The sequence below is a fragment of the Variovorax sp. FW301-JW7 genome (assembly GCF_058788795.1).
On record NZ_JBYTBC010000001.1, the window covers coordinates 80,417 to 100,467 of the forward strand.

A 20,051-nucleotide genomic window follows, 5' to 3' on the forward strand; every position below is an offset into this window, starting at 1 on the left:
GTGTCTCTCTGGAAATCCTTCGAATGACATCCACTGTCTTGACGCCCACCGTCCCCGGAACGGCCCGCCGCTTCCGCATGGATGCGGACACCGGGCAACTGGCGATCGCCTGCGTGCTGATCGTGCTGAGCGGGCTGCTGCCCGACTGGGTCGGCAACGACTACTGGACGCACAGCTTCCAGCTGGTCAACCTGTTCATTGCTGTCGCCGCCTTTCAGAACCTGCTGATGCACGATGCCGGCCAGACCTCGTTCGGCCAGGGCGCGATCTTCGGCGTGGCCGCCTACGGTGCGGCCGTGGTTGCCAGCCTGTACGGCCAGCCCTACTGGGTGGCGGCCTGCTGCGGCGTGGCGGCCGCGGTCGTGGCGGGATTCCTCTACGCGCTGCCGTCGCTGCGCGTGCAGGGCTACTACCTCGGCTTCGTCACGATGAGCGCGGCCACCGTGTTCCCTGAAATGCTGGTGGCGGCGAACCGCTACACCAACGGCATCAACGGCCTCTCGCTGAGCTTCTCTTCCTGGCATGAGCGCACCGTGCTCGGCGTTTCGCCGATGACGCTGGCGGTCTGCGGCGTGGCCTGCGCCGCACTGGCCGCGCACGTGCTGCTGCGGCGGACCGCGCTGGGGCGGCTGCTGCGCGTGGCCGCCAGCAGCCCCGAGGCGGCGCAATCGCTGGGCGTCTCACCGGGCCTGATGCGCTGCGTTGCCTTCACCCTCGTGGCCTTCGGCACGGGCATCGTCGGCACGCTCTACACGCCCATCGTCGGCTTCGTCAGTCCCGCGGCCTTCAACCTCGACACGTCCATCCTGTTCTTCCTGGCGGTGATCGTCGGCGGGCGCGGCCACATCCTGGGCACCGTGGTCGGGGTGTGGGTGCTCTACCTGCTGCCCAACATCCTGCTGGCCGAGCTGTTCCAGTACCGCCTGCTGGCCTATGGCGCCGCGGCGCTGGTCGTCATGCTGCTGCTGCCGGACGGCATCGTCGGCACTTTCGAGCGCTGGCGCCAGCGTCGCCGGAAGACCCAAGCGCCGTTGAGCGTGAACCTGGAGTGCCTGTTGGAAGGCGGCACCGCCAAGGCCCGCGTGGACGGGCAGGCATCGGGCGACGCCATCGACGTGCGCTCGGCGACCAAGCGCTACGGCTCGGTGGCGGCGCTGGACGGCGTCGACCTCCAGGTCAGGCGCCACCAGATCCACGGCCTGGTCGGTGCCAATGGCTCGGGCAAGACCACGTTGCTGAACATGCTGAGCGGCTTCTCGCGCCTGGACAGCGGCTCGGTGCGCATGGCGGGCCGCGAGGTGAGCGCGTTGCCTGCGCACCGCATCGCCCGGCTGGGCCTGGGGCGCACCTTCCAGAAGCCGCGCATCTTCCCGGCGATGTCGCTGTGGGAGAACGTGGAGATCGGCGTGGACGCCTCGCGCGTCGTGCGCGGGGTGGGTGGGCAGGGCGGGCAGGCGCATCCGGCCGAACGGATCGCGGCGCTGGCGCAGGCCATGGCCGGTGGCCATGTCGACCTGGTGCCCCATGGGCAGCGCCGGTTGGTGGAGCTGATGCGCGTCGTGCTGATGGGCGCGGACATCATCCTGCTGGACGAGCCGGCCGCCGGCCTCTCGCCGTCGGAGCGCGAGCAGTTCAAGCAGCTGCTGCGCCGCCTGCGCGATGACCTGGGCAAGACCGTGGTGCTGGTCGAGCACGACCTGGAGCTGGTCTGGGACATTGCCGACACCATCACCGTGCTGGAGGCCGGCAAGGTGGTCGCGCACGGCAGCGCCGGCGACATCGCCGAAAACCCCTTCGTCCGCAAACTGTTCATCGAGCCGGCCCATGCTTGAAACCACACAACTGCGCTCGGGCTACGGCAATGTGCCGGTGCTGCGCGACATCGATCTCTCGGTCAAGCCGGGAGAGATCCTGCTGGTGGTGGGCGAGAACGGCGCGGGCAAATCCACGCTGCTGCGCACCATCGGCGGCTTCATCAAGCCCGAGCAGGGCCGCATCCGGCTGGACGGCAAGGACATCGGCGGCATGAGCCCCGAGGCCATCGCGCGCAGCGGCCTGCGCCTGGTGCTGGACGGGCACCGCGTGTTCCCCGATATCTCGGTGTGGGACAACCTGCGCCTGGGCGCGGTGATCCGCCGCGACAAGCGCGGTTTCGACCGGGCGATCGAGGAGGTGTTCGACGTCTTCCCCATCCTCAAGGAGCGGCTGAAGCAGCCCGCGCGCAACCTGAGCGGCGGGCAGCAGCAGATGCTGGCGCTGGGCCAGGCCTTCGTCGCGCAGCCGCGCGTGCTGCTCAGCGACGAACCTTCGCTGGGCCTGGCGCAGTCGCTGCTGCCGCCCATCCTCGCCTTCCTGCGCCGCTGGGCGGCTTCGGGCACGGCGATCGTGATCGTCGAGCAGCACATCGACATCGCGCTGTCGGTGGCCGATCGGGCCATGGTGGTCGAGCGCGGCGCCATCAAGCTCAGCTGCGCCGCCGGGGACCTGAAGGCCCACCTGAAGCAGCAGGCCGAGGCGCTGGCGCATCCGGGATGAACGGCGCACGGCGATGACGATCGTGTATGAGTTCGACGGCGTGCGGCCGGTGGTCCACCCCTCGGCCTACGTCCATCCGACGGCGGTGCTGATCGGCGACGTGATCGTCGGCGCCCGCTGCTACGTCGGCCCGGCGGCCTGCCTGCGCGGCGACTTCGGGCAACTGGTGCTGGAAGACGGAGTGAATGTCCAGGACACCTGCGTGATGCACAGCTTTCCCGGGCGGGCTTCGGTGGTCGAGGCCGACGGCCACATCGGCCACGGCGCGATCCTGCATGGCTGCCGCATCGGCCGCAATGTGCTGGTCGGCATGAACGCCATCGTCATGGACAACGCCGTCATCGGCGAGTCCAGCCTGGTGGCGGCCTTGAGCTTCGTCAAGAAGGGCATGGTGGTGCCGCCGCGCTCGATGGTCTCCGGCATTCCCGCGCGGGTGGTGCGCACGCTGACCGATGACGAGGTGTTCTGGAAGTCCGAGGGCACGACCGAATACCAGCGCCTGGCGGCCGTGTCGTTGCGTACCTTGCGGGCCGTCGAGGCCAGCACCGAGATCGAACCCGACCGCAAGAGCGTCGCCTTCGCGCTGGAGGCCCACGCGCGCCTGGCGCGCAGGCGCGATGCCACGGCGCCCTGAGCCGGGGCCTGCTTCGGGGCCTGCTCCGGGGCCTACTTGCCCAGGAACTCGAAGAAGTCCCAGGCCGGGTCCTGCCGCCCGCGTGCGCCCGTGAGCGGCCAGCGCCGCAGCGAAGGCTGCACTTCGTTCCAGTCCATCACGGCCTTGCGGCTCTGGAACTTCCAGACGCCGTCGCGCCGCGTGTAGCGGTCGAGATAGCGTCCGCCGGTGATCACCTGTTCCTCCTGCCCGTCGGCACCGGTCTTCAGGTGGCAGGCCACGACATAGACCTCGCCTTCGGCCCGGTCGCCGCGCCACGCGATCAGGTGGTTGCTGACCTGGTGGAAGGTGGCGTGCATCCTCTGCGCCATGGAGGGCAGCCAGTCGATGTACGCGCTGGCCGGGCCCTCGAAGAGGCTGCCGTGGTCGTCGGTGGCATCGGCGTGGTAGAGCGCGCGCATCGCGGCCCAGTCGTGCCGGTCGATGGCGCGGCAATAGCGGATCGCCAGGTCCTGGATCTCGCGGTGGTCGAGCAGGCGCTGCAGGGCGTCGGGGGTGGGGTCGGGCACGAAGTTTTCTCCAGGGATCGCCTGCAGCGTAGGAACGATTGCGACGGGCCGAATCGTCCGCTTGGACGATGAGCGCAGGGACACGCTTCGATAAGGTCATGGCGTCGGGCGCATGCATCCGCTGTGCAACAGCCCCACGCAACAACCCCCCACAACAGACCCGAGGATCAGGAGACAAGACATGAGCCTGCAAGGAAAAATCGCCGTCGTGACCGGCGGTGCCAACGGCATCGGCCACGCGGCGGCGCTGCGGCTGGCACGCGACGGCGCGGACATCGCGCTGCTGGACCGGGACGAAGCCGGGCTGCGCCAGACCGCCGCGGACGTGCGCGCGCTCGGCCGGCGCGCGCAGACCTACGCCATCGACTGCACCAGCGAGCCGGCGGTGCGCGAGGCCTTTGCCGGCATCGACCGCGAGTTCGGGCGCGTGGACATCCTGTTCAACAACGTCGGCCAGGGCGCGCGCGAAAACACGCACGAGTTCCTCGAGGCCGACCTGGGGTCCATCGACTTCCTGTTCGCCGTGAACCTCAAGACCTGCGTGCTGTGCTCGCAGCAGGTGGTGGCGCAGATGCGTGAGCGCCGCAGCGGCAAGATCATCAACGTGACCTCGGAGGCGGCCGTCAACGGCGTGCTGCGCAACTGGGACTACGCGGCGATCAAGGCCGGGGTCATCGGCTTCACGCGCGCCCTGGCACGCGAGATGGCGCCTTTCCAGGTCAATGTCAACGTGATCGGCCCCGGTGCCACGCGCACCCGTGCGATCGAGCAGGCCCCCAAGGACCTGATGGACAAGGTGATCGCGGGCATTCCCATGCAGCGCATCGCCGAGCCGGAAGAGATCGCCGGCGTGGTCTCGTTCTTTGCCGGCGATGCTAGCAACTACGTGACCGGGCAGACGCTGCTGGTCAACGGGGGCAACTGGATGCTGTGAGCGCGGCGGCAGCGGCCTGCGCCTTCCGGCAGGCCGCTCCTCGTTGCTGTGTCTACAGGCAGCTGCGCTCGGGCAGGCCGTCTTCGCGCTTCTTGTCGGGCCGGGTGACGAACACGATGGCGTCGGTGCCGACCAGGAAGTGGTTGGCGGGCGAGGCCGACAGCGGACCGTTGATGCGGCCCTTGATGGCCTGCGCGTTCTTCTCGATCCACGCCGCCAGCACCGGGCCGTCGAAGGACTGGGTGGCCTCGACCGCGGCCTTCACGATGTAGACCCCGTCGTAGGCCATGCTCACGACCTGCTGGTTGAGCTGGGCGAAGTTCTTGCTGTCGGCGGCCTTGAGCTTCGTGACGAACTTGCCGAACTCGGTCTGGCCCACCGCATCGCCGGGGCAGTAGGTGTAGGCCTTGAGCAGCTGGCCGGCGGTCAGCCCGTTGCTGAACGCATCGGGGCCGCCGGTGCGCATGACCATCGGCACGTTCAGCGCCGCCGAGTTGCTGACCAGCTTGACCTTCCAGCCCACCTCGTCGAGGTTCTTCAGGATGGAGCCGGTGTCGTCGCCCGTGCTGCTGACCTGCAGCAGCACCTCGGGGTTGCCCCGGCGCAGCGACAGGACCTGCGAGGTCATGTCGGTGATGTGCGGCTCATGCTGCTGCGTGCCGGTCACCTTGATGCCGCGCGCCGCGAGCATGCGCTGCAGGTTCTCCTGCGCGGACTTTCCCTGGCTGCCGGTGTCGGTGATGATCGCCGCCGACTTGACCTTCAGCACGTTGGCGATGTAGTCGGTCATGGCCTCGGAGACGGCCTCGATGCTGGTGAACAGGCTGAAGTGGTAGGGCGCCACCTTGGGCGTGATGGCCGACGAGCCGGAGACGCTGATGTTGGCGATGCGCGCTTCGGTCAGCACCGGCGCGATGGCCAGCGTCGCCTGGCTCACCATGGGGCCGACCAGGACCTGGATCTTGTCCTTGGAGATCAGGCGCTTGACGGCGGTGACCGCCTGGGTCGGGTCGTTGGCGTCGTCGCCGACGAACAGGTCGACCTGGCGCCCGAGGATGCCGCCGGACTTGTTGATCTCGTTGACGGCCAACTTGTAGCCGGCCAGCGAGGTCAGGCCGTTGGCCGGGTTGCCGGTCACCGACACCAGCGCACCGAGGCGCACGGGCTCGGCGGCCGTCTGGGCCAGTGCCGGCAGGCAGCAGGCACCGGCGACGAGCGCGGCGACCAGGGTGCGCCGGGAAGGGGAACGAACAGGGGCTCGGTGAGGGGCTCGCGAAGGCTTCATTTGTCTACTCCATCGTTATTGAAAGAATGCGAGGCTTGCCGCACGGGCGCGGGGCTTCAGTGCGGATGGTCTGTACTTCGGGGTGGGCAGGCATCGTCCAGTCGGACTAAGGTCTGTTCAGTGCTCTTCTAGTCTGAACAGACGACGACCGGCGCAGGGGGCGAAAGCAAGATCGGGCTTCACGGGGATTGTCTTCCCCGGTCCATTGGACAAGGAGCCCCATGCAAATTCTCGTCGTCGGCGGGTCCGGAATGATTGGCGGACACGCGGCCCTGCATCTGGCGGCCTCGGGGCACGAGGTCACGATCGCCTCGCGCAACCCACCGGCCGCGGCGACGCCGATGTCGGCCCTGCCGTTTCTTCAGGGCGACTACGTGGCCGGGAGCTTCAAGACCGCCGATCTCGCGCGCTTCGACGCGCTGGTGTTCGCGGCCGGGCAGGACCCGCGCCACCTGCGCAAGGGCGACGATGCCGAGGCGCTCTGGGAGCGTGCCAACGTGGAGGCCGTGCCGCGCTTTTTTGCGCAGGCCCGTGACGCCGGCGTGCGGCGCGCCATCAACATCGGCAGCTTCTATCCGCAGGCCGCGCCGCAGCTGATGGTGGGCAACCCCTACATCCTGTCGCGCCATCGCGTCGACGAGGCCGTGCGCGCGCTGTGCACGCCGGATTTCGGCGTCGTCTGCCTGAACCCGCCCTACATGCTCGGCGCCGTGCCTGGCCTCGGCTCGCGTGCGTTCGAGCGCCTGACCCAGTACGCCCAGGGGCGGGTGGCGAAGATCCCGGTGTTCGCGCCGACGGGTGGCGTCAATTTCATGTCGACGCGATCGCTGGCGCAAGCGATCGAAGGTGCGCTGACGCGCGGCGAAGCGGGGCGGGCCTACCTGGTCGGCGACCGGAACCTCTCCTTCCTCGACTACTTCACGGCCTTCTTTCGCGCCGTGGGCAACACGGCGGCGATCCCGCAGCTGGCACAGGACCATCCGCTCGCGTCCAGCTATGCCGGGCTGGGCGGGACCCTCTACTTTGAGCCCGATCCGGCGGAGACCGCATTGCTGGGCTACGACCGGCACGACATCGACCGGGCGATCGAAGAGATCGTCGCCCAGTACAGGCACCCATGACGCCCCCGAGCATCGATCTGCACGGCAAGGTCGCGTGGGTGACCGGCGGCGGCGCCGGGATCGGCCGCGCGATCGTCGAGGCCTATGCGCAACTGGGCGCCCGCGTCGCCGTCGCCGAGGCGGACCCCGGGCGCGCCGAGAGCCTGCAGGCCGCGCTCAATGCGCAGGGCGCGGATGCGCTGGTCAGTTGCACCGACGTGCGCAACCCGGAGCAGGTCGATGCCTGCGTTGCGGCGATCGGGCAGCGCTACGGCCGGCTGGATGTGCTGGTCAACAACGTCGGCGATTTCCTGCGCATCTTCGGGCGCTTCGAGCGACACACCGAGGCGCAGTGGGAGCAGCTGTACGACATCAACCTGAAGCAGGTGTTCCGCGTCACGCGCGCGGCCTTGCCGCTGATGCTGCGCACCGAGGGCGACCGTTCCATCATCAACCTGACGACCATCGAGGCGTTCCGCGGCATCCCGAACTGCCCGGTGTACTCGGCCTTCAAGGCCGGCCTCACCGGATTCACGCGCAGCCTGGCGGTGGGCCAGGCGCCGCGCGGCATCCGCGTCAATGCCATTGCCCCGGAGACCACCGATTCGCTCCAGGTGGACCTGTCGGGCCTGCCGCCCGGGCTGCGCGAGAACCCGCAGCACTGGGTGCCGCTCGGGCGCTATGGGCGGCCGCGCGACGTCGCCGGTGCCGCCGTGTTCCTGGCCAGCGAGCTGTCGTCGTGGGTCACCGGCACGACGCTGCATGTCGATGGCGGCGCGCTCGCGGCGGGCGGCTTCTATCGCACGCCCGAAGGTCATTGGACCAACGCGCCGCTGGTCAGCGGCTCCGGGTTCTCCATCTAGGCATGGACACGCGCGATCGGCCGGCTGCCATGGCATCCGTGAAGGGCATCGAAGCCCTGGAGGCGGTCGAAGCGATCCGGCAGCTCAAGGCCCGCTACTGCCTGTGCGTCGACGGCCAGCGATGGGACGAACTGCGCGAACTCTTCACGCCCGATGCGGCCACGGACACGGGCGGCCAGGGCCGATGGCGTGGCCGCGACCGCTTCGTGGACAAGGTGTCGACGCTGTTGGCCGGTGCCGTCACGCTTCATGCCGCGGGCATGCCCTTCATCACGCTGCAGTCGTCCACGGCCGCCCACGGCGTCTGGTCCATGGAAGATCGGCTGTGGTTCCCCGACGCCGCCGCGCCGGATGGCTGGCGCCACTGGCAGGGCAGCGGCCGCTACCACGAAGACTATGTGCGGGCGAAGGGGCACTGGCTGATCCGCACGATGCGGCTGGAGCGGGCGGACCCGAGGCCGGGGCGCGGTTGAACGCCTCTCTTCGGAACCGGAGATGACCATGCCTGTTACCTTGTCCACGCACGGCCGCATCGGTGTGATCGCCGTCCACTCGCCGCCGGTCAACGCCTTGTCGCTGGCGGTCCGGGCCGGCCTGCTGGAGGCGGTGCGGCGTGGGGGCGAAGACCCCGCGCTGGATGCGCTGGTGCTGGTCTGCGGGGGCCGCACCTTCATCGTCGGCGCGGACATCCGCGAGTTCGACCGACCGATGCAGGCGCCGCACCTGGCCGAGGTGGTCCGTGCCATCGCGCAGTCCGCCAAGCCCGTCGTCGCCGCCATGCACGGCACGGCCCTGGGCGGCGGTTTCGAGCTGGCGTTGGCCTGCCAGTTCCGCGTGGCGCTGGCCTCGGCGCAGGTCGGCCTGCCCGAGGTCAAGCTCGGCATCCTGCCCGGTTGCGGCGGAACGCAGCGCCTGCCCCGGCTCATCGGCGTGGACGCCGCGCTGCGGCTGATCGTTGAAGGCGACCCCGTCGGTGCGCCCCAGGCGATGGCCCTGGGCGCCATCGATGCCCTGATCGACGGCGATCTGCTGGATGGCAGCCTGGCCTTCGCCGAAGAGGTCGTGGCGGGCAGACGGCCGATGCGCCCTGTCGACGAACATCCCGTTGCGCAGGTCGATCTGCAGGTCTTCGATGACTGGGAGCAACGCGTCGCCACGACATACCGAGGCTTTCTCGCGCCCGCTTACAGCATCCAGGCGATCCGGGGAGCCTGCGAACTGACACTGACCGAAGGCCTGGCGCGCGAAGACGAACTGACGCGGGCGTTGCTGGCTTCGCCGCAGTCCGCGGCGTTGCGGCACCTGTTCTTCGCCGAGCGCGAAGCCAGGAAGGGGCTCGGCAAGCAATCCGTGCGGGTCGGCATCTGCGACGGCCTCGTCGGCGACCGCATGCGGGCCAGGCGCTCGCGTGAGCGCAGCGTCATGCTGGAGGAGGGCGCGACACCGCTGCAGATCGACAGGGTGTTGTTCGATTTCGGTTTTCCCCTGGGGCCGCATGCCGTGCCCGACCCGGACACCGAAGCCCTGATCGCGGCGCACTCGCAGCGGCGAGGGCTGGTGCGCCGCCCGGTACCGGATGCCGAGATCCTCGAGCGCTGCCTGTTCGCCATGATCGACGAAGGCGCGAGGATCCTGGAGGAGGGCGTGGCCTCGCGCGCGCTCGACATCGACGTGGTCTGCGTCCACGGCTTTGGGTTTCCCCGCTACCGGGGCGGTCCGATGTTCCATGCGGACCAGATCGGCCTGAAGCACATCCTTCGCGCGATGCAGGGCTATCAGCAGGCGCTGGGCGCCGAACACCGGACGCCGTCGCCGCTGCTTGCACGCCTGGCCCGTGAAGGCAAGGGCTTCTACAGCCCTTGAGCCGCGTGGCGTTCGATCGCCCTCAGCCCAGCGACATGCCGCCGTCGAGCGTGACTTCGGCGCCCGTGCAGTAGGCCGCGTCATCGCAGGCCAGGAACGCCACCAGGCGCGCGACTTCCTCGGGGGTGCCTCGCCTGGGAATGGGCTGCTTCGCATAGACCGGAACGGCGGGCTCGCCCGCCGTGGCTGCGCGCAGCCCGGCCATCTGTGTCGCGATGGCGCCGGGCAGCACGGCATTGACGCGGATGTTGTCGGGGCCGAACTCCAGCGCCGCGCACTTGCTCATGCCCAGCACCGCGTGCTTGCTGGCGACGTAGGCCGAGCCGTCGCGCATGCCCTGGCGGCCGGCCAGCGATGCGATGTTGACGATGGCGCCGCCGCCGGCGCGTCGGAGTGCGGGCAGTGCGGCCTTCATGCCGAGCCAGCAGCCGACCTGGTTCACGTCGATCACGCGGCGGTAGCTGTCCAGCGTCATGGCTTCGATGGACTGCCAGGCCAGCACGCCGGCGTTGTTGACCAGGATGTCCAGTCGGCCGAAGGCCTGCTCGGCGGTGGCCACCGCGGCCGTCCAGGAAGCCGGGTCGCGCACGTCCAGCGCCACCGCGCGCGCGGCATCGCCCAGCACGTGCGCCAGTTGCCGGGCCGCCTCCGCGGCAATGTCGGCGATCACCACCTGTGCGCCCTCCTTGACGAAGAGGCGCGCGATCGCCTCGCCCATGCCCTGTGCGGCGCCGCTGACCAGTGCGGTCTTGCCTTCGAGTTTCCCCATCTTCTGCTCCTTGAAAAATGGTGAAGGCATGGTGCGTCGGCTGCCGTGCGCAGGCATCGTCCGAATGAAGGGGGCCGCGTCCCGGGCGTTGCCTGGCGTTCGCTGGCGTTGAAACGCTCGTGGCCAGAAGCCGACCGTTGCGGTCGGCCCGTTGCAGACGTGTGAAGAAATCCCCTAGGCCGGACCCACGGCCTCACACCCGGCCCTTGCAGCTTGGTCCGCAGTGAGGTCACGCAGCGTCGCTGCATTCAGCAAACGCTGCAGTTCAGCGACATCCAGGCCGGTTGCAAAGATGCGTGCATCTGCATCGAGACGCGGGTTGTTTTGAAACGCGATGGAAACGCGTTGCTCGATGCCTTCGAAAACCTGGGTCTGAACGAACACCGCAGGTTCATTGGCCCACCAACCGCTCATCCGCATTTCGGGGACCATCGGCCCGCCCGGATGTGCAGGCATGGGCTTCCACCACGAAAAGGCCACGATGCGTCCTTGCTTGTCCTTCCAGGAGCAATGCGTCTCGACCGTCGCTACCGAGGTCCCGGGGAAGGGGGTCTGTTCGACCTTCTGATCGACCAGCTCATAGCCGGAAGGAAGCAGCAGGATGTAGGCAGCCGCAGTCCATGAAATCAAGTCCACTGATGCTCCCGGAGAGTCGAAGAGGTTCGCGGGCGCACTATAGCTTTGCTCTGTGACGCATCTGGAAGCTGTGCGGACTCAGCCCAGAGAGGCTTTGTCCTTGTGCTTGAGTGCAACACCCCTGTTGCCCGCTTGCCGGTCGGCAGGGGCTCTTTTTGAGCCTCAACCGAGCTGCTCGGCAAGTCCGACGATGATGCCCTCGGGGCCCCGGATGTAGGCGAGCCGGTACGACGTCTCGTATTGCATCTGGCCGATGAGTTCCGCGCCATGGGCTTGCATCCGCGCAACGACCGCATCGATGCCATCGACGGCAAACATGATGCGGCGAAGACCCAGGGTGTTCACCGGCGCATTCACGGGCCCGAACCTGACCGCCTCCGGCGTGTGGAACTTGTCCAGTTCGATTCCCTGCCCATCGGGCGTTCGCAGCATGGCGAGGGTGGCTCGGACATCTCCCAGCCCGATGAGGCTGCCGACAGCAGGCCCTTCCACCGTGGTCTGGCCCTCGAGCTTCAGGCCCAGCGCGACAAAGAACGCCTTCACCGCTTCCAGATCGTCGACAACGATCAGGATGTTGTCCATTCGCTTGAGCGTCATGTGCTTCGGCTCCTCTTTCAATGGGGTTGCATATCTGGGAAAGTCGGTGTCCGGGTTGGCGGCAGGCGCTACATGACGTGGATGTCGTTCAGTCGTATGGTCAGCCCGTCCGCGCCCTCTTCGACATCGAAGGTCGCGGTGAGGTCGCTGACGTATCCGTCGATGTTCAGGTCGTACCAGATCTCGCCGATGCCTCCCTGGTGGTCCTTCTGCCATCGGGTGACTTCCTTGCGCTGGGACACGTCGGTTGGTTTTCCGTGCAGCGTGACCTTCTGGGTGGCACTGCATTCGCCGTACGACTTGACGACCTGCTCGATCAGCGCGGGCGTCCACTGCATGGAGGGCTCGTGCGCAGTGAATGCAAAGGCGGCCACGTAGTCTTCGGCCTCCATCAGCCTGGCCCATGCGTCGGCGAAGTGGATGAGGTCCTGGTCGGACGCGGAAGCGGGCAGGTGAGCCATGGTGATGGATGTGAGGGGCGTTATTGCGGGGCTGATCGTTGCCTATGGTGGAGCAGTTGCTGAACGCTCGCAAGATGCTGTCGCCTGTTCTCCTCTGCCGGTGCTGTTGGGCCAGGGGGAAGCGCTGTTCGCAGGCCTGGATCTGCCCGCGCTGGGCTACCGCTGCGAACGGCAGGTGGCGGGCGAGCGTGCCATGCATGTGTTCCTGCGTCGCGACGTGCCTTGATAGGGGCCGCCGCTTCGGCCGAAAGCGAGCACACGGCACGAACGGCCGGCTGATCGCAACCGCCGCATGGCGGCTTGTGCTCATTCCTTGCGTGCTGCGCCATCGCGCACGGCCTGCAGATACCCGTCCAACGCCAGCAAGACCTCCTCCACCATGACATCGGCGCTCGGCAACGTGGCGCTCACCAGCAGCGTCTGTTTCACCAGCGCATCGACGACGGTGTAGGCACCGAAGGCGACGCGCGCATCCTGCAGTCCTTCGGGCCAGTCCACCGCACTCGTCAGTGCCTTGCGAAAGAGGTTGACGTTGTGCTGGTACAGGCGGTTGTAGACGAGCTGCGGCGAGACGCGGCGTTCGATGGAACTCAGCACCCGCCAGTGCCCGCCGCCCTCCAGCATCGTGTGCACCTGGGTCTGCGCCAGCTGTCTCGTGATCTCGCGCAGCGTGCGTTGACCTTCCGCCTGGACGATGTCGTCCACCGCGCTCGACAGCGCCGTCGAGAGCTTGCGCACCCAGGTGCGCACGGTCATGGCCGCGACCGCTTCCTTGCCGGGGAAGTACTGGTAGACGCTTCCGACGCTGACGCCGGCCACGTTGGCGATGTCGCGCATCGACGTCTTCTCATAACCCTTTTCCAGCAGCAGGAGCGCGAAGGCGTCCTGGATGGCGATGGACGTCATCCATGCGCGGGACTGGGAGGGTTTGCGTCGGGGCTTGAGAGCGGTCGTCATGGCTGAAAAGCGAACACCGGGACGGCGCACGCAAGGAGGAGGGCCTCGTTGCAGAGGGAAATCAAGGCCTCGGGGCGCGTCCCGAAAACTGAACATGCTTGCCCGGTCGATTTCCTAGACTTCTTCCAACCCGAGGCAGCCGGTGGCCGCGAGCCCCGAACCTCACTTCAACCCAAGGCCAACGCGCGCACTCGTCATTCTTGCATGTCACCTCCTGCGTCCTACAAAGCTCCCTTGCGCGAACTGCGCTTCGTCCTGAACGACCTGCTCGGCATCGATGAAGAACTGAAGGCGCTTCACCTGCCCGGCGCCATCGCCCGGGAAGACATCGACGCGCTGATGGAGGACATGGCGGCCTTCGCCGAAGAGGTGCTCGCGCCGCTCAATCAGAGCGCGGACCGCGAAGGCTGCGTCTGGCGCGATGGCGAGGTCTCCGCGCCCAGCGGCTTCAAGGCCGCCTACGACATATTCCGGGGCAAGGGCTGGGCCGGCCTAGGCGCGGCGACCGAGCACGGCGGCCGTGCATGGCCGACGGTGCTGACAAATCTGATGACGGAGCTGATCGGCTCGGCGAACCATTCCTGGCTGATGTACCACAGCATCTCGCGCGGCGGCTACGAATGCATCCGGGCCAACGGCACGCCCGCGCAGCAGGCGGCGTACCTTCCGCACCTGGCCAGCGGCGCGTGGACCAGCAGCATGTGCATCACCGAGCGCGAGGCCGGCACCGACGTGGGCCTGCTGCGCACGGTGGCCGTTCCGCAGCCGGACGGCAGCTACCGCCTCACCGGCCTCAAGCGCATGGTCACGGCCGCCGAGCACGACCTGGCGGACAACATCGTCCATCTCGTGCTGGCCCGGATCGCGGGTGCGCCCGAGGGCGCGCGGGGGCTTTCGCTGTTCATCGTGCCCCGGCACCTGCCTGGCGCGGTCGAGCGCAACGGCGTGCGCTGCGAGGGGCTCGAGGACAAGATGGGCATCCGCGGCACGCCGACCTGCTGGTTGCGGCTCGACGGTGCGCGGGGCGAATTGCTGAACACCGCCGGCAACGGCCTGGTGGCCATGTTCGTGATGATGAACATCGCCCGCCTGGCCACGGGCATGCAGGGCGTGAACCAGGCCGAGGCGGCCTACCAACTGGCACGCGACCACGCCCGCACGCGGCTGCAGGGGCGCGGCTTCGGCGGGGCGCGCAAGCCCGAGGCGCAGCCGGCCGCCGATCCGTTGATCGTGCATGCCGACGTGCGCCGCATGCTGCTGGTGCAGAAGGCCTGGACGGAAGGTTCGCGCGCGCTGGCCTACTGGCTCGCGTTGCAGGTCGATCGCTCGAAGCTCCACCCCGAGCCCTCGGTGCGCCGCGAGGCCGACGAGCTGGTCTCGCTGCTCACGCCGGTGCTCAAGGCCTTCGCGACGGACAACGGCTACGCCAGCACGACCCTCGCGCAGCAGGTCATGGGCGGCTGGGGCTACCTGGACGACGGCGGCGTTCACCAGTACCTGCGCGACGTGCGCGTGGGCCAGATCTACGAAGGGGCCAACGGCATCCAGGGGCAGGACCTGCTCGGTCGCAAGATCCTCGGCGACGGAGGCGCGAGGCTGCACCGGTTCCTGGACGTGGTGCACCAGGTCCTCGAGAAGAACGAGGCGCATCCGGTGCTGCAGCCGTGGGTGGCCCAGACGCGCACGCTGTGTGGGCGCCTCGATGCGCTGGTCCGGCACCTGATCGCGCGGGCGCCGTCGCACCCCGACCAGGTCGGCGCGTCCGGCCACAGCTGCCTGCGCGTCGTCGGTGTGCTGGCCCTCGCGTGGCAGTGGATCGGCATGGCCTCGATCGCGCAGCGCAGGATCGACGCGCAGCAGTCCGATGCCTTCGATGTCGCCAAGGTGGCCACGGCCCGCTTCTATTTCGCGCACCTGTTTCCCGAGGTCGAGCAGCACCTGCTGGTGGCCGCCCAGGACGACGACGCCGTGATGGCGCTGGACGCCGACTGCTTCTGATCCCACCGCGCAGCCGCTCCCGGCTGCGCCCACAAAAAACACCGGATGCGGAACCCGGCGGCATCGCGCTGCCCGGCCCTGCATCCCACTGGAAAAAACTTCATGAACCTGATCTCGATGTTCGACGAGAGCGCGTCGCGCTGGCCGACGAAGACGCTGCTGCACTGCGGCGACGAAGCCTTCAGCTACGCGCAGATCCAGGCGCTCAGCCGCCGCGCCGCGCAGGTGCTGCGCGACCGGGGCGTGGGGCAGGGCGACCGCGTGGCGCTCATGTGCTTCAACACGCCGTACTTCCTCATCGGCGTGCTGGGCGCGCTGCGCCTGGGTGCGGTCGTCGTGCCGGTCAACCACAAGCTGCAGAAACCCGAGGTCGAGTTCATCCTGCGCCACAGCGACGCTAGGCTGTGCATCATCGACGTCGCCCTGGGCGTGGCGCAACGCATCGAGACCGAGGCCTGCCTGCTGGGCACCGGCGACGCGTCCGGCGCGGCGGGCGTCGGCTTCGATCATTTCGACACGCTGGTGCAGCGCACCGAAGCGGGCGAGTTGCCTGCGCCGGTCGATGACGAGGCGCTGGCGCAGGTGCTCTACACCTCGGGCACCACCGGCCAGCCCAAGGGGTGCCTGCACAGCCATCGCGCGGTCTTCACCACGGCGCTGGTCTGCGCGGCGGCCCTGTCGATGACGCACAACGACCGGATGCTCATCGCGATGCCGATCTGGCACGCGGCGCCGCTCAACAACTGGACCTTCGGGACGCTGCTGATGGGCGGCACGCTGGTCTTCCTGCGCGAGTACGCGCCGCGCGGATTCCTGGAAGCCATTGCGCGGCACCGCGTCACGCTGACCTTCGGCGCGCCCATCGCCTTGCTCGCGCCGCTCGAGCTTGCCGACTTCGACCGCCACGACCTGGGCTCGATGCGGCTGTGGATCTATGGCGGCGGTCCGCTGGGCGAGGACATGGCGAAGCGGCTCATGCAGCGCTATCGCACGACGCAGTTCATGCAGGTCTACGGCATGACCGAGATGGGCCCGCTGGGCACTGCGCTGTTCCCGGAGGACGCACTGCGCAAGGCCGGGTCGATCGGCCGCTCCAGCCTGCCGGGCGTGCAGGTGCGCGTGGTTGCCGAAGACGGCAGCGCGACGCCCGCGGGCCAGGTCGGCGAGATCCAGCTGCGCAGCGAAGCCGCCATGCGCGGCTACCTGAACGACCCCGAGGCCACGCGCGCCGCCTACACACCCGACGGCTGGTACCGAAGCGGCGACCTGGCCCGGGTCGACGAGGACGGTTACTACTACGTGGTGGACCGGCTCAAGGACCTGATCACCACCGGCGGCGAGAACGTGTACTCCAAGGAGGTGGAAGACGCGCTGTCGCCGCATCCCGATCTGGCCGACGTGGCCGTCATCGGCCGCCCACATCCGGACTGGGGCGAAACCGTGGTGGCGGTCATCGTGCCCCGGCCCGGCCGGCAGCCGGATGCGGAGACGCTCAAGGCCTTCCTGGCCGACAAGCTGGCCCGCTACAAGATTCCGCGCGACTACGTCTGCGTCGACACGCTGCCGCGCACGCCGTCGGGCAAGTTGCAAAAGCACCTGCTGCGACACGGCATCGGTGCACCGGCTCTCTCCCTTCTTCCCACTTTCAAGGATATCCACGCATGAACCTGTTCGACCTGAACGGAAAAGTCGCCGTCGTGACCGGTGCCAGCCGCGGCATCGGCCGCGCCACCGCCGAGCACCTGGCGCTGCTCGGGGCCAAAGTCTGCGTCTCCAGCCGGCGGCTCGAGGCCTGCGAGGAAGTGGCCGAGGGCATCCGCGCGCAAGGCGGGCAGGCTTTCGCCTGCCAGGCCAGCATCTCGCAGCCCGAGGAGCTGCGCGCGATGGTGGCGCAGGTGCGCGAGCGTTTCGGCCCCATCGACATCCTGGTCTGCAATGCGGCCACCAACCCGCACTACGGGCCGCTGGCCGAGATCGCGGACGAGATGTTCATGAAGATCGTGCGCAACAACGTGCTGAGCAACCTCTGGCTGGCCAATCTCGTTCGGCCCGACATGCAGGCCAGGGGCAGCGGCGCCATCGTGATCGTCTCGTCCATCGCGGGCCTGCAGGGCTCTTCGACGATCGGCGCCTACGGATTGTCCAAGGCCGGCGACATGCAACTGGCCCGCGACCTGGCGGTCGAGTGGGGCCCGCAGGGCATTCGCGTCAACTGCATCGCGCCGGGCCTGATCGACACCAAGATGGCCGGCATGCTGCTCGCGGACCCCGAGATCCAGTCGTTCACGCAGAAGAAATTGCCGCTGCGGCGCGTCGGGCAGCCGCAGGAGATTGCAGGCGCCATCGCGTTCCTGGCATCGCCCGCGGCCGCGTTCGTGACCGGCCAGACGCTCGTCGCCGACGGCGGCGCCGTCATCGTCTGAACACCCATCGATCGACATCCACACGAGGAGACTTACCGTGAGACTGACAAAGACCATCGCCGCGCCGATGCTGTGCATCGCCCTGGCCGCCGGCGCCCAACCCGTGCAGACCGTGAAGATCGCCACGCTCGACATGCTGTCGGGCCCGATGGCCGGGCTGGGACAGAACGTGTTGAAGAGCTTCCAGTACGCGGCGCGGGTGGCGAACGAGGAGAAGTGGGCGGGGCCCTACCAGTTCGAGATCGTTCCCTTCGACAACAAGCTCTCGCCCCAGGAGGCCGTGGCGCTGCTCGGCACGGTCGTGGCCAAGGACATCCGCTATGTGGTCCAGGGCGCGAGTTCGTCCAGCGTGGGCATCGCGCTGGGCGAGGCCATCGACAAGCACAACGCCCGCAATCCGGGCAAGGAGATCGTCTTCCTGAATTACGCGTCGCAGGCGCCGGTGCTCACGAACGAGAAGTGCAGCTACTGGCACTTCCGCACCGACGCCCACTCGGACATGAAGGTCGATGCGCTCACCACCTACCTGGCCGGCCGCAAGGACATCCGCAAGATTCACCTGCTCAATCCCAACTACGCCTACGGGCAGGACACGGCGCGTGCATCGCGCGAGTCGCTCGCGCGCAAGCGCGCGGACATCGAGATCGTGGGCGACGACCTGCATCCGACCGCGCAGGTGAAGGACTTCGCGCCCTACATGGCCAAGATCCGCCAGTCCGGCGCCGACGCGGTGATCACGGCCAGCTCGGGTTCCGACCTGGCGCTCATCGTGCGCGCGGCCAACGACTTCGGGCTCAAAGTCGACTTCTACACCTTCAACGGCAGCAACTACGGCGTGCCCGGCACCATCGGCGCGACGGGCGAGGGCCGCGTCAAGCTGGTCTCGACCTTCAACCCGAACGACCCCGGTGCGAAGAGCTCGGCGGTGCTCGGCAACTTCAAGAAGCAGTTCGGCGAGGACTTCATCAACGGCATGGGCTACAACGCCGTCGTCGCGCTGTCCAGCGCCATCCGCGGCGCGAAGTCCGCCGAACCGGCGAAGGTGGCCGCCCAGCTCGAGGGCTTGCGCTTCGACGGCATCAACGGTCCCGTGGTGCTGCGCAAGTCCGACCACCAGGCCCAGCAGGCGATGTTCGTCCAGAGCTGGGAGAAGGTCGACGGCGCGGCCGTCCGCTACGACCAGGAAGGCACCGGGTTCGGCTGGAAGCAGATCGCGAGCGTGGACGCCAAGGCGGCCGAGCAGCCCACGACCTGCCGCATGAAGAGGCCCTTGTGACCGCACGACGGCGCGAGGCGTTCGCCCCGGCACCATGACCACCATCTACATCGACGAAAGCGGCCACAGCGGCGACATGGTCGACAGCGGCACGGGCTACGACTTCAAGCGGCAACCCTACTTTGCATTGGCGGGCGTGGGGCTGCAGGACGAAGAAGAGTGGGATGCACGCCTTCAGGCGTTGCGCGATCGCCACCGCATTCCCTCGGGCGAACGCGATGCCCGTTCGCTGGCCTCCAGGCCGGAGTTCGCCGCTGCGGTGATCCACGCCTTGCTCGACCGGCGGGCCCCGCTTTTCGTCGAGCTGGTCGACAAGCGCTACTTCATCTGCACCTGCATCACGTCGTTCCAGCTGCTGCCGTCCTGCCTGGGCTACCCCGAGTCGATGCGGCTCGACTTTCTCAGGAACGCCGTCGCGGATTTCCTGCACGTCCATGCCGATGCGCATGTGCTCGACAGCTTCGTTGCGTCCTGCCTGACGCCGGAGGCTGAGACACTTCACGCATCGTTTGCCAGCTTGCGCGAGCTGGCCACGCACACCGCCGAGGAGGAGGAAGAAGCCGCGGCGCAGGTCGCCAAAGGGTTCGGTCGCATCGTCGAAGCGGCGAACACCGAGTACCACGCGCTGAGTGGGGCCCAGCATCAGCCCTGGCTGGAGTTTCTTCCGCCTCCCGAGCTCAACGCGTCGTCGACGCAGGCCTGGACGCTGCCGAACCTGACGTCGTTCATGCGCATCTACGCGCGGATCGACCTCTACTACCGGCACAGCCTGGCCGATGTCCGGCTGGTGCACGACCAGAATTTCGAGGTGCAGCGCATCCTGGGGCAGGGGAAGGCCGCCGCCGAAGGAGCAGACCGTGCGATGGAACTGCAGTGCACGCCCCCGTCCGACCACCGCTTCGAAGACGTGGCCGCCCTCGATTTCAGGCAGTCGCACGAAGCGGCGGGCGTGCAGATGGCCGAGGTGGTGGCGGGCGCCACGATGCGGTTCTTTCGTGACCTGCACACAGGCACAGGCGTGTGCCCCGCGTTGCGCGAGGCCATGATGCGGCTGATCTCCGAAGGGGACGAGCGCACGGGGTACGGCCTCCAGCAGGTGGTGCCGACCCGCCAGGTTCGCATCGGTGCCGAAGAGGCGTGGGCCTGAGCGGACGATCGCGTCTCGTCGACCG

21 protein-coding genes are annotated in these 20,051 nt (G+C 68.2%); 14 read left to right on the top strand and 7 right to left on the bottom strand.

Translation table 11 applies throughout. The features are described 5' to 3' along the window. Nucleotides 1–23: 23 nt before the first annotated feature. From AC3WQM_RS00310 to AC3WQM_RS00320, 3 genes are read left to right on the top strand one after another with little or no spacing between them, the layout of a single operon-like run. Nucleotides 24–1,832: a branched-chain amino acid ABC transporter ATP-binding protein/permease gene (locus tag AC3WQM_RS00310; RefSeq protein ID WP_492676448.1), complete on the top strand. Its 1,809-nt coding sequence runs from the start codon at nucleotides 24–26 to the stop codon at nucleotides 1,830–1,832. Then, the gene (locus tag AC3WQM_RS00315; protein ID WP_489058650.1) at nucleotides 1,825–2,535 is read left to right on the top strand and encodes an ABC transporter ATP-binding protein; all 711 of its coding nucleotides are present in this window, start codon (nucleotides 1,825–1,827) and stop codon (nucleotides 2,533–2,535) included. Before AC3WQM_RS00310 ends, AC3WQM_RS00315 begins: the two co-directional genes overlap by 8 nt. A 13-nt stretch (nucleotides 2,536–2,548) precedes the next feature. Beyond that, nucleotides 2,549–3,169, top strand: a complete 621-nt coding sequence (locus AC3WQM_RS00320) for a phenylacetic acid degradation protein PaaY (RefSeq protein ID WP_492676449.1) — start codon at nucleotides 2,549–2,551, stop codon at nucleotides 3,167–3,169. A 32-nt stretch (nucleotides 3,170–3,201) separates the two neighbouring features. Here the strand turns inward: AC3WQM_RS00320 and AC3WQM_RS00325 are convergent, their stop codons facing one another. Next, a complete protein-coding gene (locus tag AC3WQM_RS00325; protein WP_492676450.1) occupies nucleotides 3,202–3,717 on the bottom strand; it encodes a nuclear transport factor 2 family protein in 516 nt (171 codons plus the stop codon). Nucleotides 3,718–3,898: 181 nt separating this feature from the next. Here AC3WQM_RS00325 and AC3WQM_RS00330 point away from each other — a divergent pair, with 181 nt between their 5' ends. Beyond that, nucleotides 3,899–4,651, top strand: coding sequence for an SDR family NAD(P)-dependent oxidoreductase (locus tag AC3WQM_RS00330; protein WP_489058647.1), 753 nt, complete (start codon nucleotides 3,899–3,901; stop codon nucleotides 4,649–4,651). 52 nt (nucleotides 4,652–4,703) lie between these two features. On the opposite strand, the gene AC3WQM_RS00335 is transcribed toward AC3WQM_RS00330, so the two are convergent. Beyond that, a complete protein-coding gene (locus AC3WQM_RS00335) occupies nucleotides 4,704–5,936 on the bottom strand; it encodes an ABC transporter substrate-binding protein (RefSeq protein ID WP_492676451.1) in 1,233 nt (410 codons plus the stop codon). Nucleotides 5,937–6,157: 221 nt separating this feature from the next. Between AC3WQM_RS00335 and AC3WQM_RS00340 the strand changes: the two genes are divergently transcribed. Genes AC3WQM_RS00340 through AC3WQM_RS00355 form a run of 4 tightly spaced genes read left to right on the top strand, consistent with a single transcriptional unit; the run spans nucleotide 6,158 to nucleotide 9,762 of the window. Continuing rightward, nucleotides 6,158–7,057, top strand: coding sequence for an NAD-dependent epimerase/dehydratase family protein (locus AC3WQM_RS00340; protein ID WP_492676452.1), 900 nt, complete (start codon nucleotides 6,158–6,160; stop codon nucleotides 7,055–7,057). Then, nucleotides 7,054–7,899 (top strand): SDR family NAD(P)-dependent oxidoreductase, encoded by an 846-nt coding sequence (locus AC3WQM_RS00345; RefSeq protein ID WP_492676453.1) that lies wholly within the window; start codon nucleotides 7,054–7,056, stop codon nucleotides 7,897–7,899. The genes AC3WQM_RS00340 and AC3WQM_RS00345 overlap by 4 nt, the downstream gene beginning before the upstream one ends. A 29-nt stretch (nucleotides 7,900–7,928) precedes the next feature. Continuing rightward, nucleotides 7,929–8,372, top strand: a complete 444-nt coding sequence (locus AC3WQM_RS00350) for a nuclear transport factor 2 family protein (protein WP_492676454.1) — start codon at nucleotides 7,929–7,931, stop codon at nucleotides 8,370–8,372. Between the two features lie 22 nt (nucleotides 8,373–8,394). Then, the gene (locus AC3WQM_RS00355) at nucleotides 8,395–9,762 is read left to right on the top strand and encodes an enoyl-CoA hydratase-related protein (RefSeq protein ID WP_492676455.1); all 1,368 of its coding nucleotides are present in this window, start codon (nucleotides 8,395–8,397) and stop codon (nucleotides 9,760–9,762) included. Nucleotides 9,763–9,784: 22 nt separating this feature from the next. On the opposite strand, the gene AC3WQM_RS00360 is transcribed toward AC3WQM_RS00355, so the two are convergent. The 4 genes from AC3WQM_RS00360 to AC3WQM_RS00375 form a co-directional block, all read right to left on the bottom strand. Continuing rightward, nucleotides 9,785–10,561 carry an SDR family NAD(P)-dependent oxidoreductase gene (locus AC3WQM_RS00360; protein WP_492676456.1) on the bottom strand — a complete coding sequence of 259 codons (777 nt, stop codon included), beginning with the start codon at nucleotides 10,559–10,561 and terminating at the stop codon, nucleotides 9,785–9,787. A gap of 144 nt (nucleotides 10,562–10,705) precedes the next feature. Next, entirely contained in the window at nucleotides 10,706–11,167 is a 462-nt protein-coding gene (locus tag AC3WQM_RS00365; RefSeq protein ID WP_492676457.1) for a hypothetical protein, read from the bottom strand. A 162-nt stretch (nucleotides 11,168–11,329) separates the two neighbouring features. Further along, nucleotides 11,330–11,764, bottom strand: coding sequence for a VOC family protein (locus AC3WQM_RS00370; RefSeq protein ID WP_095946714.1), 435 nt, complete (start codon nucleotides 11,762–11,764; stop codon nucleotides 11,330–11,332). Nucleotides 11,765–11,832: 68 nt separating this feature from the next. Then, nucleotides 11,833–12,225: a DUF7668 domain-containing protein gene (locus tag AC3WQM_RS00375; protein ID WP_492676458.1), complete on the bottom strand. Its 393-nt coding sequence runs from the start codon at nucleotides 12,223–12,225 to the stop codon at nucleotides 11,833–11,835. On the opposite strand from AC3WQM_RS00375, the gene AC3WQM_RS00380 reads away from it, so the two are divergent. After that, nucleotides 12,224–12,451, top strand: a complete 228-nt coding sequence (locus AC3WQM_RS00380) for a hypothetical protein (RefSeq protein WP_492676459.1) — start codon at nucleotides 12,224–12,226, stop codon at nucleotides 12,449–12,451. The two genes, AC3WQM_RS00375 and AC3WQM_RS00380, sit on opposite strands and share 2 nt — an antisense overlap. Before the next feature lie 80 nt (nucleotides 12,452–12,531). Here the strand turns inward: AC3WQM_RS00380 and AC3WQM_RS00385 are convergent, their stop codons facing one another. Next, complete coding sequence (locus AC3WQM_RS00385; protein WP_492676460.1) at nucleotides 12,532–13,182, bottom strand: TetR/AcrR family transcriptional regulator; 651 nt, start codon at nucleotides 13,180–13,182, stop codon at nucleotides 12,532–12,534. A gap of 234 nt (nucleotides 13,183–13,416) precedes the next feature. On the opposite strand from AC3WQM_RS00385, the gene AC3WQM_RS00390 reads away from it, so the two are divergent. From AC3WQM_RS00390 to AC3WQM_RS00410, 5 genes are all read left to right on the top strand, one after another. Further along, nucleotides 13,417–15,180, top strand: coding sequence for an acyl-CoA dehydrogenase family protein (locus tag AC3WQM_RS00390; protein WP_492676461.1), 1,764 nt, complete (start codon nucleotides 13,417–13,419; stop codon nucleotides 15,178–15,180). Between the two features lie 102 nt (nucleotides 15,181–15,282). Further along, complete coding sequence (locus AC3WQM_RS00395) at nucleotides 15,283–16,845, top strand: class I adenylate-forming enzyme family protein (RefSeq protein ID WP_492676462.1); 1,563 nt, start codon at nucleotides 15,283–15,285, stop codon at nucleotides 16,843–16,845. Further along, nucleotides 16,842–17,603 (top strand): SDR family NAD(P)-dependent oxidoreductase, encoded by a 762-nt coding sequence (locus tag AC3WQM_RS00400; protein ID WP_369646518.1) that lies wholly within the window; start codon nucleotides 16,842–16,844, stop codon nucleotides 17,601–17,603. Before AC3WQM_RS00395 ends, AC3WQM_RS00400 begins: the two co-directional genes overlap by 4 nt. A gap of 67 nt (nucleotides 17,604–17,670) precedes the next feature. Beyond that, nucleotides 17,671–18,879 (top strand): branched-chain amino acid ABC transporter substrate-binding protein, encoded by a 1,209-nt coding sequence (locus tag AC3WQM_RS00405; protein WP_492677173.1) that lies wholly within the window; start codon nucleotides 17,671–17,673, stop codon nucleotides 18,877–18,879. A gap of 34 nt (nucleotides 18,880–18,913) precedes the next feature. Further along, complete coding sequence (locus AC3WQM_RS00410) at nucleotides 18,914–20,026, top strand: DUF3800 domain-containing protein (protein ID WP_492676463.1); 1,113 nt, start codon at nucleotides 18,914–18,916, stop codon at nucleotides 20,024–20,026. Nucleotides 20,027–20,051: the final 25 nt, after the last annotated feature.

What these genes read in the sequence shown, in the direction of transcription:
- AC3WQM_RS00360 (WP_492676456.1), bottom strand. Translation starts at nt 10,561, where the DNA reads ATGCCTTCACCATTTTTCAAGGAGCAGAAGATGGGGAAACTCGAAGGC.
- AC3WQM_RS00315 (WP_489058650.1), top strand. Translation starts at nt 1,825, where the DNA reads ATGCTTGAAACCACACAACTGCGCTCGGGCTACGGCAATGTGCCGGTG.
- AC3WQM_RS00405 (WP_492677173.1), top strand. Translation starts at nt 17,671, where the DNA reads ATGCTGTGCATCGCCCTGGCCGCCGGCGCCCAACCCGTGCAGACCGTG.
- AC3WQM_RS00350 (WP_492676454.1), top strand. Translation starts at nt 7,929, where the DNA reads ATGGCATCCGTGAAGGGCATCGAAGCCCTGGAGGCGGTCGAAGCGATC.
- AC3WQM_RS00385 (WP_492676460.1), bottom strand. Translation starts at nt 13,182, where the DNA reads ATGACGACCGCTCTCAAGCCCCGACGCAAACCCTCCCAGTCCCGCGCA.
- AC3WQM_RS00355 (WP_492676455.1), top strand. Translation starts at nt 8,395, where the DNA reads ATGACCATGCCTGTTACCTTGTCCACGCACGGCCGCATCGGTGTGATC.
- AC3WQM_RS00340 (WP_492676452.1), top strand. Translation starts at nt 6,158, where the DNA reads ATGCAAATTCTCGTCGTCGGCGGGTCCGGAATGATTGGCGGACACGCG.
- AC3WQM_RS00345 (WP_492676453.1), top strand. Translation starts at nt 7,054, where the DNA reads ATGACGCCCCCGAGCATCGATCTGCACGGCAAGGTCGCGTGGGTGACC.
- AC3WQM_RS00370 (WP_095946714.1), bottom strand. Translation starts at nt 11,764, where the DNA reads ATGACGCTCAAGCGAATGGACAACATCCTGATCGTTGTCGACGATCTG.
- AC3WQM_RS00410 (WP_492676463.1), top strand. Translation starts at nt 18,914, where the DNA reads ATGACCACCATCTACATCGACGAAAGCGGCCACAGCGGCGACATGGTC.
- AC3WQM_RS00375 (WP_492676458.1), bottom strand. Translation starts at nt 12,225, where the DNA reads ATGGCTCACCTGCCCGCTTCCGCGTCCGACCAGGACCTCATCCACTTC.
- AC3WQM_RS00320 (WP_492676449.1), top strand. Translation starts at nt 2,549, where the DNA reads ATGACGATCGTGTATGAGTTCGACGGCGTGCGGCCGGTGGTCCACCCC.
- AC3WQM_RS00395 (WP_492676462.1), top strand. Translation starts at nt 15,283, where the DNA reads ATGAACCTGATCTCGATGTTCGACGAGAGCGCGTCGCGCTGGCCGACG.
- AC3WQM_RS00335 (WP_492676451.1), bottom strand. Translation starts at nt 5,936, where the DNA reads ATGAAGCCTTCGCGAGCCCCTCACCGAGCCCCTGTTCGTTCCCCTTCC.
- AC3WQM_RS00310 (WP_492676448.1), top strand. Translation starts at nt 24, where the DNA reads ATGACATCCACTGTCTTGACGCCCACCGTCCCCGGAACGGCCCGCCGC.
- AC3WQM_RS00330 (WP_489058647.1), top strand. Translation starts at nt 3,899, where the DNA reads ATGAGCCTGCAAGGAAAAATCGCCGTCGTGACCGGCGGTGCCAACGGC.
- AC3WQM_RS00380 (WP_492676459.1), top strand. Translation starts at nt 12,224, where the DNA reads ATGGTGATGGATGTGAGGGGCGTTATTGCGGGGCTGATCGTTGCCTAT.
- AC3WQM_RS00400 (WP_369646518.1), top strand. Translation starts at nt 16,842, where the DNA reads ATGAACCTGTTCGACCTGAACGGAAAAGTCGCCGTCGTGACCGGTGCC.